Here is a 14,024-nt window from a genome sequence, read left to right as displayed (position 1 = left end):
TTCTTCTTAAAGAATCAGCTCAAATTGAGCCGATTTGATCCTCAATAATACAAAATAACCCCGGCGATACCTGCCAAAATAATCATCAAGATAGGATGTATCTTGAATTTCCAAGTCAAGATAAAGGCGGCACCAAAGATCAAGAAGCTCTTGTAGTCGATGAAGTTCTCTTTATTCATTAATAGCAAGGCAGCGGCGGCGATCAAACCGACCGTAGCCGGGCGCAATCCAAGGAAAGCCGCCTCTACATATTTATTATTCCGGAACTTAGCGAAGAAATAAGAGATCAAGAGAACCAATATGAAAGAGGGCAGACATACCGCGAATGTCGTCAGGCAAGACCCTAGGATACTCATCGTCTCCGAATACCCCGCATTATGCACCGCCGTATACCCTATATAGGTGGCGCTATTGATACCGATCGGCCCGGGTGTCATTTGAGAGATAGCGACAATATCGGTAAACTCCTGCAAGGAAATCCAACCATAGCGGTCCACCACGTCGGCTTGTATCAAGGATAACATCGCATACCCGCCACCAAAGCCCAATATACCGATCTTCAGATATACATATAATAATTGCAACCAAATCATATCAGCCCTTCTTATTTAAACCATACACCAAACCTCCGGCTATAGCCGCCAAGATAATCCAAGCGGGAGACACCCCACCCATCCAGATCAGCAATGCCGCCCCGACAGGTATGATCATTTGCACGTAACTCAACTTGATAGAGCGTGCGGTTGTCAGACAAGGCACGGCGATCAAGGCGACCACCGCCGGACGCAATCCCATAAACGCCTTCTCCACCCATACATTATCCTTTACCTGCGTAAAGAATAACGCGATCAAGAGCATGATTACAAAAGAAGGGAGAATCGTACCCAAGGCACAAACAAAACCGCCCCATGTCTTCTTCAGTTTATAACCCACGAAGATCGCTATATTCACGGCGAAAATACCCGGCAACGATTGGGCCACGGAGAAAACGTCGATAAAGTCCTCTTTCGTCATCCATCCCCGGTCCACCACATCCCGCTGGATAAGCGGCAACATGGCGTATCCACCTCCGATGGTAAACATACCGATTTTCACGAATGTCAGAAAAAGCGTCCAATACATACCCTTATCTGTTTACGTTGGCTAACGTCCTAAAAGCCTATTGTAAGTTTCTTTATTATTAATAATCTGAAGCGCTTTCTGGTAACTCGGATTATCATCATTGATAATCTGGAAGTACTGCGCCATATCATAGAGATCCCGTGCGATAAGCGCCTTGATCTGAAGCATGATCAACGGCTTCGAACAATTATATTGCTCTTCCTCAAACTCAATCTTCTCATCGCCGGCCATCTTCAGAAGCTCCTCCATGATATCCTCTCCGACCACGAAATCTTGCTTATACTGCTGGAACTTCGGATATTTAGCCATCATCTGGTTCCGATTACGATCCAGATAATTCATGGACACCCGATTGACTAAACCGGAAGCTACCAGTTTCCGGTGATAATCCGTATAGCGAGTCGTATCTACCGGGATGAACACGTCCGGCATAATACCTCCACCTCCATATACGGTACGCTCGGAAACCAAGGTGTTATACCTCATTGAATCCGGGAAATGAATGCTATCGGCACTCATCAACTCCCCCCGGTTATAACGGTCGATCAGATCATGGTGGTACTCCTCCATCTTCCCGTTCTCGTAAGGCTTTTGTATACAACGTCCGGTGGGTGTATAGTAACGGGAAACCGTCAAACGAATCATGGAACCATCCGGCAGGGGAATCGGTTTCTGTACCAAACCTTTGCCAAAGGTACGGCGACCTACGATCACTCCACGGTCCCAATCTTGAATAGCGCCGGAGACGATCTCGCTGGCCGAAGCCGAGGACTCGTCCACCAGAACGACCAAACGTCCCTCTTGGAATTGTCCACGAGCGGTAGAGTTCGCCTCCTCACGAGGTTGCTTACTCCCTTTCGTATAAACGATCAACCGGTTTTTATCCAAGAACTCATCCGCTAACTCTATGGCGATATTCAAATATCCCCCGCCATTTCCCTGCAAATCCAGAATCAAGTTCTTCATGCCCTGTTTCCGGAGCTTCTCCAACGCCTCCCTGAATTCATCGGCGGAAGAAGCGGCGAAACGGTTCAACTTAATATAACCGGTATTCTTATCCGCCATATAAGCGGCATCCAGACTATACACGGGAATCTTACCGCGAACGATCTTGAAATCCATCAATTCCGGCGACTTGCCTCGCTTTACTTTCACACGCACCTCGGTACCTTTCGGTCCGCGTAGTTTCTTCATGATATCGGTAGTCTTCATCTTCACGCCGGCGATCAAGGTATCGTCTACTTGGATAATACGGTCGCCCGCCATCAACCCCACCTTCTCAGAGGGACCTCCGGGGATTACCTGAATCACGTAAAGCGTATCCGTCAACATATTGAACTGTATGCCGATACCATCGAAATTGCCTTGTAAAGGCTCGGTCATCTCTTTCGTCTCCTCCGGGTCCATATAATTGGAATGAGGGTCTAGCTTATCCAACATGCCGACTATAGCGTCTTCCACCAACTTCGTCTCGCTAGTAGAGTCGACATATAGATTAGATATAGCGAATAAAGCCAATTGGAGCTTCCGGGCATCCATATTCGCTTTTTGCGCTGTCGCTCCGGTAAACACACCTAGAACGATCAGCAGGGATAAGACGATTCTTTTCATCAGATATATTCGTTTCATAATTTTCAATACAATCTCGTCTCTTTAGGGACGAATTGGGAAATGTCTTTGCCGTAGCGTAACAACTCACGGACAATACTTGAGCTAATATGCGTATGCTCCGGTTCCGTAAACAAGATAAAAGTCTCGATACCCGTCAACTTACGATTCACGTCCGCGATCGTCTTCTCATATTCGAAATCATTGACCGTACGGATTCCTCTTAAGATAAAGCCGGCTCCGACCTCTTTAGCGAAATCCACCGTCAATTGATTATATGACATGACTTTCACCCTTGGATTATCCTTGTATAGATTCCAGATCGCTTCCATCCGCTTCTCCAAGGAGAAATAGGTAAGCTTCTTATCGTTGATACCGATCGAGATCACGATCTCGTCCACCAGTTCCAACCCACGCCTTACCAAGGATTGATGCCCGATCGTAAAAGGATCGAAGGTACCGGGAAAAAGCGCAATACGTTTATTTTCAATTGATGACATCTTCTTCAACCACTAAGTTATCGATAATAAAGTTCTGTCGCTCCATGGTATTCTTCCCCATATAGAACTCGAGCATATCTTTCACGAGGTCCTCTTTCTTCATTGTCACCGGATCAAGGCGTATATCCTTGCCGATAAAATGCTTGAACTCATCGGGAGAGATCTCTCCCAGACCTTTGAATCGGGTGATCTCCGGATTCTTCCCGGCAGCGGCTATGGCAGCCAAGCGTTCCTCCTCTGAATAACAATACCACGTCTTCTGCCGGTTACGTACTCGGAATAATGGGGTTTGCAAGATATAAACATGATTACGCTTAATCAAATCGGGGAAGAATTGCAAGAAGAAGGTAATCAACAATAAACGGATATGCATCCCGTCCACGTCGGCATCTGTCGCGATAATCACCTTATTATACCGCAAACCTTCCAAGCCATCCTCAATATTCAAGGCCGCTTGAAGCAAGTTAAACTCCTCGTTCTCGTAAACGATCTTCTTTGTCAAGCCATAACTATTCAAAGGCTTACCCCTCAAACTAAATACAGCTTGGTAATTCGGGTTACGGCTCTTCGTGATAGAACCGCTAGCCGAGTCACCCTCCGTGATAAAGATACTGCTTTCCTCTAGCAAATCCCCTTTCGAATCGGTCAGGTGAATCCGGCAATCCCTTAGTTTCTTATTATGTAAATTCGCTTTCTTCGCACGCTCGCGGGCCAGCTTCGTAACACCGGCGATCGCCTTGCGCTCTTTCTCGGACTCCAAGATCTTCTTCAGCAAAAGCTCCGAAGTCTCCATATTCTTATGCAAATAGTTATCCAGGTCATTCTTGATGAAATCACCGATAAACTTCGCTACCGTAGGGCCGTCCGGTCCTATATCTTTCGAGCCGAGCTTGGTCTTTGTCTGGCTCTCGAATACAGGCTCCTCCACTTTTATGCTGATAGCGGCCACGATACCCGCACGAATATCCGAATACTCGAAATTCTTATTGTAATATTCCTTGATGACACGACCTACAGACTCCTTGAAAGCGGAAAGGTGCGTACCGCCTTGGGTGGTATGCTGGCCGTTCACGAACGAATAATATTCCTCTCCATATTGGTTGCTATGCGTGATAACCACCTCTATATCCTCCCCTTTCAGGTGGATGATCGGGTAAAGAGGCTCGGTGGTCATATTCTCGTTCAACAAATCCACCAGACCGTTGCGGGAATAGAAACGCTTGCCGTTGTAAATAATGGAAAGTCCCGAGTTCAAGAAGACATAGTTCTTTAATAGCCCCTCGATAAACTCGTCCTTATAATGATAATCCTTAAAGATCTCCCGATCCGGGACAAAAAACACCTGCGTACCGTTCGCCTCCCCGGTCGGTTGGATATCCGATTCCTCCGTGACGATCGCTTTACTATATTCCACCCGCTTACACTCTCCGTCACGGTAGCTGGTTATCAAGAAATAACTACTCAAGGCATTCACAGCCTTGATACCCACACCATTCAAACCCACGGATTTCTTAAACGCCTTGCTATCGTATTTAGCGCCGGTATTCATCTTGCTAGACACATCCACGACTTTACCCAGAGGGACACCACGGCCATAATCCCGTACGGCTACCGTACCTTCCTCGATAGTCACCTCGATACTTTTGCCATACCCCATCATGTACTCGTCGATAGAGTTATCCAGCACCTCCTTCAACAACACATAGATACCATCATCGGCATAGCTACCGTCCCCCAGTTTTCCGATATACATACCGGGACGCCGGCGGATATGCTCCATCCAGTCCAGTGTCTTGATGTCATCATCGTTATATTCCGTAGGTTGTTGTATCGTTGAATTCAGCTCATCCATATCTCTTATAACTTTTTAATATATGCTCTTCTTGATTTATGATGCTCTCGCTTAAAATAATCCCATTGCGCTTGTACGGCGCTATTCGTCTCCAGCTCCGGGTTACTCTCGGCGTAAACGGCACCGATACGCTTATAGACAGGAATCAAGTCATTAAATAATAAAGCGTTCACGCCTTTACTTTGATATTCCGGCAAGACTCCTGTCAAATACAGGTCGATTACTTTCGGTTTGCTCTTCAACGCTTTCAGCAAATGAATCCACCCGAAGGGTAACATATGCCCACGAGCCTTTTGTAAGGCTCTCGATAGGTTGGGCAGGGAGATGCCAAAGCCAACCACCGCATTATCCTCTTCCCTTACGATCAGCGTTACCAAATCATAACGCAGCATAGGGATATACATATTGATATAATAATCGATCTGCTTCTCGGTCAATTGCGCGAAACCATACAAGGGAGCGAAAGCCGCGTTCAATGTATGGAATACCGGACGGGCGTAAGGCATAATCTCCTTAGCGTTCTTGAACTTCAGCACCTTCAATCCGTATTTCTTCTTCACGATCTCGCCGATACGCAAATGCTTCTCGGGAACGCCATCCGGTATATAGATCTTAAATTCATGCCAATCTTGATCCTTTCCGTATCCGATACGCTCCACTTGCTTGGGGTAATAGGGATAATTATAAATTGTAGCCATCGTACCGATCTGATCGAAACCCTCGATCAACATACCCTCGTGATCCATATCGGTAAAGCCCATCGGACCGTGGATCTCCTCCATGCCTTGTTCGCGGGCCCATTTCTCGACAGCACCGAAAAGGGCATCAACCACCTCGTCATCATCAATAAAATCAACGAAACCAAAGCGGGCACGTTTCTGTCCCCAAGCCTCGTTACTCGGGCGATTCACCATACCAGCGATACGGCCTACCACCTTCCCGTCCTTATAGGCAAGGAAGTAAATAGCGTCGCACACCTCGAACGCCGGATTTTTCTTCTTATCCAGCGTCATCATCTCTTCCTCTATTAAACCCGGTACGTGATAGGGATTACCCTTGTATAATTCGATATTGAACTTGACAAATTTCTTAAGCTCCTTCTTACTGGTAACTTCTCTTATCTCTACGCTCATCGGTAATTTTATTTAAGCGGCAAAGTTACATAAATAATCTTTTATCATGGCATTATAAAACAAATTTATACCTTTGTAAACTCAGATTCATAGCATACCATGAAAAAAATAGTTATTAAATTAATATTGGCATTTATCATGTTTGAAGGAACCTCTTGTATAAACGATCCTATTATAATCAGCCCCGATCTGGCGTTTCGGGCGGAAGCTACTACAGGGGAGGGATCGATTTGGCATCCCGATCGCAATACACTTTTCTGGGTAGATATTGAAGGAAAGACGTTATATGAGTATATACCGGACTTGCAAAACTGCCGTTCATGGCAGTTCGACCGCATGGTCTCTACCGTCGTACCGGAAACGGACAGTACGGTAGTCGTCGCTTTACAAAACGAGATCATACGTGTAAACCTAACGGATGGGAACACGGCATCTATCGCCCCAATCCCGGACAATAACGGGAAGATTCGTTGCAACGATGGGAAATGCGACCCGTCCGGACGCTTATGGATCGGCACCATGGGATTTGGCGCGCCTAAAGGGGCTGCCAGCCTTTATTGTGTATGGGCAGACGGAACCGTCGAAACAAAGTTGACAAAAGTCACGATCTCCAATGGGATCGTATGGTCCGCCAACAAGAAATACATGTATTACAACGACACACCTACCCGTAAGATCATACGTTTCCGGTATGACGATAGCTCCGGTGACATATTGTACGATGGCGTAGCCGTAAATATACCCGAGGGCACCGGCTCCCCGGATGGAATGACGATAGATTGCAACGACAACCTTTGGGTGGCTCAATGGGGAGGTGGCGGTGTTTATTGTTACAATCCCTATACCGGCGACCTGTTGACAAAAATTGTCGTACCGGCCCCCCACGTAGCGTCATGCGCTTTTGGAGGGGATAAGCTCGACACGCTTTATATAACGACTGCCCGTGCCGGATTGAGTGAGGAACAGCTTGAGGAATATCCACTAAGCGGTAGCGTATTCTGTTGCAAGCCCGGAGCGAAAGGGGTGCCGGCGAATTGTTTCCATTAAGAATCCGCGAGCTTAATAAATCTAATTAACACAATTGTCAACCAAATATCAATTTAAATTGTTTCCTTTGTAGACATGGCGTGCAAAAGACGAGGCGTGCCCCGTCTCCACAAAAACAAATGCAAATAATTATACAGAATGGCAAAGAATAGACCAGCAAAAAAAGATAACAATAAGGAGAAAAAAGGAAAAAAGGAAAAGGGTGTTGGTAAACGTATGAAAAAAGAAGCGATGATCCAAGCCATCATTTCCGTTTTCCAATCCTCTCCCAAGGAACCTTTCAACTATAAACAAATCAGCAAGATCATCGGAGTCGAGAACCAAGTGCAGAAATTGCAGGTGGTAGACATCCTGTATGACTTGTCCGCCGAGGATATCATCACCGAGATCGACCGTGGCCGTTACCGTCTCAACGGATTGGGAACCATGGCCGTAGGAACTTTCGCACGCCGCAGCAATGGAAAGAATTCTTTCATCCCTGAAGACGGAGGTACGCCGGTATTTATCGCTGAACGTAATTCCGGGCATGCCATGGATGGAGACAAAGTGAAAGTACAGCTTTTCGCCAAACGTAAAGGTGCCGAGCCGGAAGGTGAGGTCGTGGAAATCCTTGAGAGCAAGGAGCGTACTTTCGTAGGTAAACTTCAAGTAGCTAAAGGCTTTGCCTTTTTGATTACGGAAAACAAGACGTTGGCTAACGATATTTTCATCCCTAAGGATAAACTGAAAGGGGGCAAGAACGGCGACAAAGCGATCGTACGTATCGTGGAATGGCCGGATGAAGCCAAGAATCCACTGGGTGAGGTCATCGATATATTAGGTATCGCCGGACAGAATACCGCCGAGATGCATGCGATCCTTGCCGAATTCGGATTGCCTTACAAATATCCTTCCTCGGTAGAAAAAGCGGCGGATAAGATCCCGGAAGCGATCTCTCCGGAGGAAATTGAGAACCGGGAGGATTTCCGGGGGATAACAACCTTCACGATCGACCCGAAGGACGCAAAAGACTTCGACGATGCCCTTTCCGCACGCCGTTTGGATAACGGGAACTGGGAGGTTGGCGTACATATCGCCGACGTAACACATTATGTGAAAACGGACGGTGTCATCGATAAAGAGGCGCAAAGCCGTGCGACTTCCGTTTATCTGGTAGACCGTACAATACCGATGCTTCCCGAGCGACTTTGCAACCAAATATGCTCTTTACGTCCCGACGAGGAAAAATTATGTTTCTCCGCTGTCTTCGAACTAAATAGCGATGCCGTGGTACAAAACTCCCGGATCTGCCGCACGATCATCAAGAGCGACCGCCGCTTTACCTACGAGGAGGCACAAGAGGTGATCGAAACCGGCGAGGGAGATTATAAAGAGGAGATTCTAGCCTTGAACGACCTTGCCAAGAAATTGCGGGAACGCCGTTTCAAGAGTGGCGCTATCAACTTCGACCGTTATGAGGTTAAATTCGAGATCGACGAACAAGGGAAACCGGTCCGTGTTTATTTCAAGATCTCAAAAGACGCTAACAAGTTAATCGAGGAGTTCATGCTATTGGCAAACCGTACCGTAGCCGAGTTCGTGGGCCGTCCTCCTAAAGGAAAGACTAAGAAGACATTTGTTTATCGTATCCATGAGCTTCCGGACCCAGATAAAATGGAGAATTTCGCCTCTTTTATCCGTCGCTTCGGCTATAAGTTGAAAACAGACGGCACGAAGACGGATGTCTCCAAAGGAATCAACTCCTTATTGGACAATGTACAAGGAAAGCCGGAAGAGAACTTGATCGAGACAGTAGCGATCCGTGCCATGCAAAAGGCCCGTTACTCCACGGAGAATATCGGCCACTATGGCTTGGCTTTCGAATACTATACACATTTCACCTCTCCTATCCGCCGTTATCCGGATATGATGGTACACCGATTGCTGGAACGTTATCTAGCCGGTGGCCGTAGCGTTATACAAAAGAAGTATGAGGATTTATGCGATCATTGTTCCAGCATGGAGCAAGTCGCCGCCAACGCAGAGCGTGCATCCATCAAATATAAGCAAGTAGAATTCATGCAGGATAAGCTCGGCATGGTATTCGACGGCGTTATCTCCGGTGTCACCGAATGGGGACTTTACGTAGAGCTGAACGAGAATAAATGCGAGGGGCTTGTACCAATCCGTGATCTGGATGATGATTACTACGAGTTTGATGAGAAGAATTATTGTTTATTGGGCCGTCGCAAGAAACGTCAATATCGTTTGGGAGACCCTATCACTATCAAAGTAGCGCAAGCGAATCTGGAACGTAAGCAACTCGATTTCCAATTAGCGGAATAGGGCCTTTTTCAAAGTAAGTATAACTTCATCAGACAACGAAGTTATACTTACTTAGGCATTTTGATTATACTTACTAGGACAAGTAAGTATAATTTACTTTTTATCACCAATACATAAGTCCCAGCGCCCCACAAGCGATCAGCCCGATTCCCAACAACGCATAGAAGATACGTGCGCCGCCACGACCTAACCAGTTCACGAAAGTCATCGCCCCGCTGGTTTTAAAGTACCAATCAAAATTACAGATCGCCGCTACGATTGAGAACAATCCCAAAGCGATAAACAAGGATAAGATAAAGTATTCGGAAGGATCCATAGACTTACTTAACCTCTACAGTACGTGAACCGTCCGGATTCTCCGAGATCGTGACATTTACCACATCTCCGGGTAACAACTCATCTATTTTCTCCGGCCATTCAATAAAACATAAAGCTCCGCTATAGAAATAGTCTTCCGTTCCAATATCTTCGGCCTCACTCAATTTATTGATCCGGTAAAAATCAAAATGATAAATCAATTCTCCCGTCGTATCGCTACGGTACTCATTGATAATAGCGAATGTGGGACTGTTGATCACGTCCTCCACACCCAATTCCTCACAGATCGCCTTGATAAAGGTAGTCTTACCGGCCCCCATCGGACCATAGAAGGCAAAGACCGTACGATCATCCATCCCGGCGATAAACTCCTTAGCCGCCTCATGGATCTTATCCAAACTTTCTATTTTCAGTGTGCTCATCTTATCTAACTTAACAATTTTCCAATAATGTTTTCACTTCACTTTTTAAGGCCGGCAGATGATTAACGACTATCGCCCAAACCAATGTGTCATCCAAGCTGTCATAAGCATGTATAATCCGATTACGAAAACCAACTATTTTCTGTGTATTGTTTAGCGATATACGTTCCGGTTGTTTGTCATATTGATTTAGAGCCTCACCTATAATGGCCAATTGCCTTTCCACCGCACTTTGCGTCTTTAGATCCACTGTATACTCCATATAAGATCTAGTATTTGCGGTAAACGATTCGATCAAGCTTATCGCCCTCATCATGTCAGACAAATACTTCTTTTCTTTTATTGTCATACAATAGAATTTTTGTTTTATCTATATTCTCTAAAAGAAATGGATTTTTTAAACTTTTCTGAGTCAGTAGATCTACTTTTCTTTGAAAGAAATCTTCTAACTTATCCCATAAAGAAAGTAATTTTTCTCCTTTTTCTAAAGGATCCATATCTTCCATTTCTACCAACAAGTCAATATCACTCCTCTGTGGATTGAATTGGTCTGTTACCGAAGATCCAAACGCATACAACGATTTTATCCCATGATTCTTACATATATCAGAGAACAAGGAAAGATTCTTACGTATTTCATTATGGATAAACATATTTCTTTTTTCGCAAAATTAAACAAAACCTACCATCTACGAACAAAAAAACGATATTTATTTCGGTTCCATCGTAATAAACGGCACCAACATCTCCTCCATCGAGATTCCTCCGTGCTGGAATGTATTTTTGTAATAAGAGACGTAATAGTTATAATTATTCGGATAAGCGAAGAAATTCTCTCCACAGGAAAAAATATATTTACTGCTTAGGTTCGGCGAAGGAAGTCCTACTTTTTCCGGATCCCGGATCTCGAATACCTCTTTCGGATTGTAGTTCAAGTTCTTGCCTACTTTATAGCGTAGATTGGTATTCGTATTCTTATCACCTATCACCTTGATCGGATTCGTTACCCGGATCGTCCCATGATCGGTCGTAACGATTACCTTAGCTCCCCGCTCAGCGATTCGTTTGAACAACTCAAGCGTAGAAGAGTGCTGGAACCATGATTTAGTCAAGCTGCGATAGGCCGCCTCGCTTTGCGCCAACTCACGGATCATCTTACTCTCCGTACGAGCATGCGAAAGCATATCCACGAAGTTTAGCACAATCACATTCAATTGATTACGAGTAAGAGAAGGGATCGTACCCAACAATTTCTCGCCATATTGAGAATCGTGTACTTTATTATATGAGAAGGTATATTTTTTACGGAATCGATCGATCTGGGTTTGAATCAATGGAGCCTCATTCAAATTCTTACCTTCCTCGCTCTCCTCATCCACCCACAAATCCGGAAACATCTGCTCTATTTGCGAAGGCATCAAGCCCGAAAATATGGAGTTGCGGGCATATTGCGTGGCGGTTGGCAGTATGCTATAATACAAGCTCTCGTCAAACGTAAAATACTCAGTAAGCAATTCTTTTACCACCCGCCATTGATCCAGCCGGAAATTATCGATCAATATAAAGAAAACCTTCTCGTCATTATCCAACATTGGGAAGACTTTCTTCTTAAACAGGTCGGGGCTCATCAACGGGCGATCGACCGGATTCTGTATCCAGTCCACATAATTCTTCTTCACGAATTTGGCAAAAGCGTTATTGGCCTCTTCCTTCTGCATACGGAGCATATCTGTCATTGCCACTTGGCTGCTTTCCAGTTCCAGTTCCCAGTACACCAATTTCTTATAGACCTCCATCCAGTCGTCTGTGGTCAAGGAATCATTGATTTGCATACCGATACGACCGAATTCCTGCTGATAACCCACCGTGGTCGTCTCGGAGATAATCACGTTCTTATGGACATTCTTCTTGATAGAGAGAAGCAATTGGTTTGGATTTACCGGTTTGATCAAATAATCCGCGATCTTATTTCCGATCGCCTGATTCATGATACTTTCCTCCTCACTTTTAGTCACCATCACGACCGGCACATTCGGAGCGATCTCCTTGATATGCGACAGCGTCTCCAACCCTGTCAAGCCGGGCATATTCTCATCGAGAAAAATAATATCAAACGATTGTTCCCTACAGCAGTCAATGGCGTCTTGCCCGCTCACCACCGGAACCACCTCATATCCCTTGTCCTGCAAGAACAAGATATGCGGTTTCAACAAATCAATCTCGTCATCCGCCCAAAGTACTCTGTCTTTCTTCGCTGCCATATGCTTACCTAGTTTATTTACAAAAATATCGATAATCCTTCATATAACAACGGATTATAGAGATGTTTCGTATATAGGATGATTTTTAACATATCAAGAAGCCAATATCTCACCATTCTGGGAATGGCAGAGAGACTGGCTCAAAAAACTTTTACTTTTCATCAAAACACGTACGTGAATTTCCAAAAACATGTACGTGTTTGGAGTAAAGCATGCACATGTTTATAAAAAGCTATTTATCAACGAATTAAACAAGCAGTTTCAAATAAGACTTATTGTTAATTATCGAAGTGTTAAGTGAATGACTTACGGCTTGTCAAGCCACAAGTTTACGAGTTAGGAAGTGATAAGTTATTCATTTGGGAAACTTTATTCTAGTGGTTTAGCGCAGGTCTAAACAATCTCCCAACAACCCAGATTCCGATCCTCTTTACTAAAGGAAACACCTATTTTCACCAGTTCACGCCCATCAGCCTCATAAGGCAGCAGATAACCTTTCTCGTCAATCTGCCTCAAGGCATCTTTCACGGAACCGTCCAGCTTGAACTCAAAAACATAAATATAATCTTTCGTCTTTACTACCGCATCCGCACGTCCCTTCGCACCGCGCACCTTCGCATCACAGAATTGTCCCATCAATTTAAACACCAGATAAAACACTACTTGATAATGACGCTCCGTTTTAGCCTTTAACTCATAAGGGAAATCAGCGAAAAAGGCTTTTAAACGAGTGAGGAAGGCATCCACATCTCCAGATCTCAATTCCCGAACAAACTTCCCGATATAAGAAAGACGAGGCTTCCGCCTCCACACCATCAATTAAAGTCCGAAGATCGTAGTTCCGCATTCCTATATCCATAAGACCTAATGATTTAATGCTTTTCACAAAGATATCCATTTTTCACCGCTCAATCTGTTCTTAACATCTTTTTTAGCCCAATACTGTTTTTCTATCCAAAAATTTCTACATTTGTCATCCAATCTACATTGAAAATGAAAGGAGATGATTTCAATAGTATCTATGAACGAAATTACCGACGGTCATTTCTGTTTACAAAATCATATGTACACGACGATATGGCGGCAGAAGATATCGTGGCAGAATCTCTCGTGAAATATTGGAGATTATCCCTATCACAAGAGGCAGAGACCTCAGAAGCTCTTCTGCTAACTATATTAAAAAACAAAGCCTTAGATTATTTACGACATAAAGTAATCCACGAATCCGCCATTGAAAACATCATGGAACTTAATGATCGTGAACTCAATATTCGTATATCGACACTTGAAGCATGTGATCCAGAAGAAATATTGGCTCACCCGATAAACCTGGGGGATTAAGCATACAGCTTTGTAAGTCTGAAAAGAAAGAATTTTATATCCGTTACTCCTCTTAAAGCAGCTCTAAACGCCTTAATTTTAGCATTAAAAGACTC

13 protein-coding genes and 2 pseudogenes are annotated in these 14,024 nt (G+C 44.7%); 3 read left to right on the top strand and 12 right to left on the bottom strand.

The genetic code is table 11. The features are described from left to right. Positions 1 to 41: 41 nt before the first annotated feature. From NBH16_RS09775 to NBH16_RS09750, 6 genes are read right to left on the bottom strand one after another with little or no spacing between them, the layout of a single operon-like run. A complete protein-coding gene (locus tag NBH16_RS09775; RefSeq protein ID WP_005867334.1) occupies positions 42 to 593 on the bottom strand; it encodes a chromate transporter in 552 nt (183 codons plus the stop codon). Position 594: 1 nt separating this feature from the next. Beyond that, positions 595 to 1,122 (bottom strand): chromate transporter, encoded by a 528-nt coding sequence (locus NBH16_RS09770; protein WP_005859800.1) that lies wholly within the window; start codon positions 1,120 to 1,122, stop codon positions 595 to 597. Between the two features lie 21 nt (positions 1,123 to 1,143). Next, entirely contained in the window at positions 1,144 to 2,733 is a 1,590-nt protein-coding gene (locus NBH16_RS09765) for a S41 family peptidase (protein ID WP_057326133.1), read from the bottom strand. A gap of 23 nt (positions 2,734 to 2,756) precedes the next feature. Continuing rightward, the gene (coaD, locus tag NBH16_RS09760) at positions 2,757 to 3,230 is read right to left on the bottom strand and encodes a pantetheine-phosphate adenylyltransferase (protein WP_005859804.1); all 474 of its coding nucleotides are present in this window, start codon (positions 3,228 to 3,230) and stop codon (positions 2,757 to 2,759) included. Beyond that, positions 3,217 to 5,082 carry a DNA topoisomerase IV subunit B gene (locus NBH16_RS09755; protein WP_005867331.1) on the bottom strand — a complete coding sequence of 622 codons (1,866 nt, stop codon included), beginning with the start codon at positions 5,080 to 5,082 and terminating at the stop codon, positions 3,217 to 3,219. The genes coaD and NBH16_RS09755 overlap by 14 nt, the downstream gene beginning before the upstream one ends. Before the next feature lie 5 nt (positions 5,083 to 5,087). After that, positions 5,088 to 6,215 carry a hypothetical protein gene (locus tag NBH16_RS09750; protein ID WP_005859806.1) on the bottom strand — a complete coding sequence of 376 codons (1,128 nt, stop codon included), beginning with the start codon at positions 6,213 to 6,215 and terminating at the stop codon, positions 5,088 to 5,090. Positions 6,216 to 6,353: 138 nt separating this feature from the next. Between NBH16_RS09750 and NBH16_RS09745 the strand changes: the two genes are divergently transcribed. Together NBH16_RS09745 and rnr are read left to right on the top strand one after the other, a co-directional pair. Continuing rightward, entirely contained in the window at positions 6,354 to 7,262 is a 909-nt protein-coding gene (locus NBH16_RS09745; RefSeq protein WP_005867329.1) for an SMP-30/gluconolactonase/LRE family protein, read from the top strand. Between the two features lie 138 nt (positions 7,263 to 7,400). After that, entirely contained in the window at positions 7,401 to 9,587 is a 2,187-nt protein-coding gene (gene rnr / locus NBH16_RS09740) for a ribonuclease R (RefSeq protein ID WP_250788436.1), read from the top strand. A 103-nt stretch (positions 9,588 to 9,690) separates the two neighbouring features. Here rnr and NBH16_RS09735 read toward each other — a convergent pair whose 3' ends face one another. The 6 genes and pseudogenes from NBH16_RS09735 to NBH16_RS09710 form a co-directional block, all read right to left on the bottom strand. Next, on the bottom strand, positions 9,691 to 9,903 hold the full coding sequence (locus NBH16_RS09735) for an immunity 17 family protein (RefSeq protein ID WP_250788434.1): 213 nt from the start codon (positions 9,901 to 9,903) through the stop codon (positions 9,691 to 9,693). Between the two features lie 4 nt (positions 9,904 to 9,907). Further along, the gene (tsaE, locus tag NBH16_RS09730) at positions 9,908 to 10,327 is read right to left on the bottom strand and encodes a tRNA (adenosine(37)-N6)-threonylcarbamoyltransferase complex ATPase subunit type 1 TsaE (protein ID WP_005867326.1); all 420 of its coding nucleotides are present in this window, start codon (positions 10,325 to 10,327) and stop codon (positions 9,908 to 9,910) included. Between the two features lie 10 nt (positions 10,328 to 10,337). After that, entirely contained in the window at positions 10,338 to 10,676 is a 339-nt protein-coding gene (locus NBH16_RS09725) for a HepT-like ribonuclease domain-containing protein (protein ID WP_250788432.1), read from the bottom strand. Beyond that, a complete protein-coding gene (locus NBH16_RS09720) occupies positions 10,645 to 10,980 on the bottom strand; it encodes a nucleotidyltransferase family protein (RefSeq protein WP_009016777.1) in 336 nt (111 codons plus the stop codon). Before NBH16_RS09720 ends, NBH16_RS09725 begins: the two co-directional genes overlap by 32 nt. Positions 10,981 to 11,037: 57 nt before the next feature. Continuing rightward, positions 11,038 to 12,588, bottom strand: a complete 1,551-nt coding sequence (gene porX / locus NBH16_RS09715) for a T9SS response regulator signal transducer PorX (protein ID WP_146375248.1) — start codon at positions 12,586 to 12,588, stop codon at positions 11,038 to 11,040. A 393-nt stretch (positions 12,589 to 12,981) separates the two neighbouring features. Next, a pseudogene (locus tag NBH16_RS09710) lies at positions 12,982 to 13,374 on the bottom strand (PD-(D/E)XK nuclease domain-containing protein); the annotation flags it as partial. Positions 13,375 to 13,581: 207 nt separating this feature from the next. Here NBH16_RS09710 and NBH16_RS09705 point away from each other — a divergent pair. After that, positions 13,582 to 13,914 (top strand): annotated as a pseudogene (locus tag NBH16_RS09705) (sigma factor); the annotation flags it as partial. Positions 13,915 to 14,024 lie beyond the last annotated feature (110 nt).

It is taken from the genome of Parabacteroides sp. Y3-G-102 (assembly GCF_023656845.1).
Taxonomy (GTDB): domain Bacteria; phylum Bacteroidota; class Bacteroidia; order Bacteroidales; family Tannerellaceae; genus Parabacteroides; species Parabacteroides distasonis.
This window is presented reverse-complemented; position numbering and strand designations above follow the sequence as displayed.

Excerpts from the sequence above, each read along its gene's own strand:
- NBH16_RS09770 (WP_005859800.1), bottom strand. The coding sequence starts at position 1,122 with ATGTATTGGACGCTTTTTCTGACATTCGTGAAAATCGGTATGTTTACC.
- porX (WP_146375248.1), bottom strand. The coding sequence starts at position 12,588 with ATGGCAGCGAAGAAAGACAGAGTACTTTGGGCGGATGACGAGATTGAT.
- coaD (WP_005859804.1), bottom strand. The coding sequence starts at position 3,230 with ATGTCATCAATTGAAAATAAACGTATTGCGCTTTTTCCCGGTACCTTC.
- NBH16_RS09720 (WP_009016777.1), bottom strand. The coding sequence starts at position 10,980 with ATGTTTATCCATAATGAAATACGTAAGAATCTTTCCTTGTTCTCTGAT.
- NBH16_RS09735 (WP_250788434.1), bottom strand. The coding sequence starts at position 9,903 with ATGGATCCTTCCGAATACTTTATCTTATCCTTGTTTATCGCTTTGGGA.
- NBH16_RS09775 (WP_005867334.1), bottom strand. The coding sequence starts at position 593 with ATGATTTGGTTGCAATTATTATATGTATATCTGAAGATCGGTATATTG.
- NBH16_RS09725 (WP_250788432.1), bottom strand. The coding sequence starts at position 10,676 with ATGACAATAAAAGAAAAGAAGTATTTGTCTGACATGATGAGGGCGATA.
- rnr (WP_250788436.1), top strand. The coding sequence starts at position 7,401 with ATGGCAAAGAATAGACCAGCAAAAAAAGATAACAATAAGGAGAAAAAA.
- NBH16_RS09755 (WP_005867331.1), bottom strand. The coding sequence starts at position 5,082 with ATGGATGAGCTGAATTCAACGATACAACAACCTACGGAATATAACGAT.
- NBH16_RS09765 (WP_057326133.1), bottom strand. The coding sequence starts at position 2,733 with ATGAAAAGAATCGTCTTATCCCTGCTGATCGTTCTAGGTGTGTTTACC.
- NBH16_RS09750 (WP_005859806.1), bottom strand. The coding sequence starts at position 6,215 with ATGAGCGTAGAGATAAGAGAAGTTACCAGTAAGAAGGAGCTTAAGAAA.
- NBH16_RS09745 (WP_005867329.1), top strand. The coding sequence starts at position 6,354 with ATGTTTGAAGGAACCTCTTGTATAAACGATCCTATTATAATCAGCCCC.
- tsaE (WP_005867326.1), bottom strand. The coding sequence starts at position 10,327 with ATGAGCACACTGAAAATAGAAAGTTTGGATAAGATCCATGAGGCGGCT.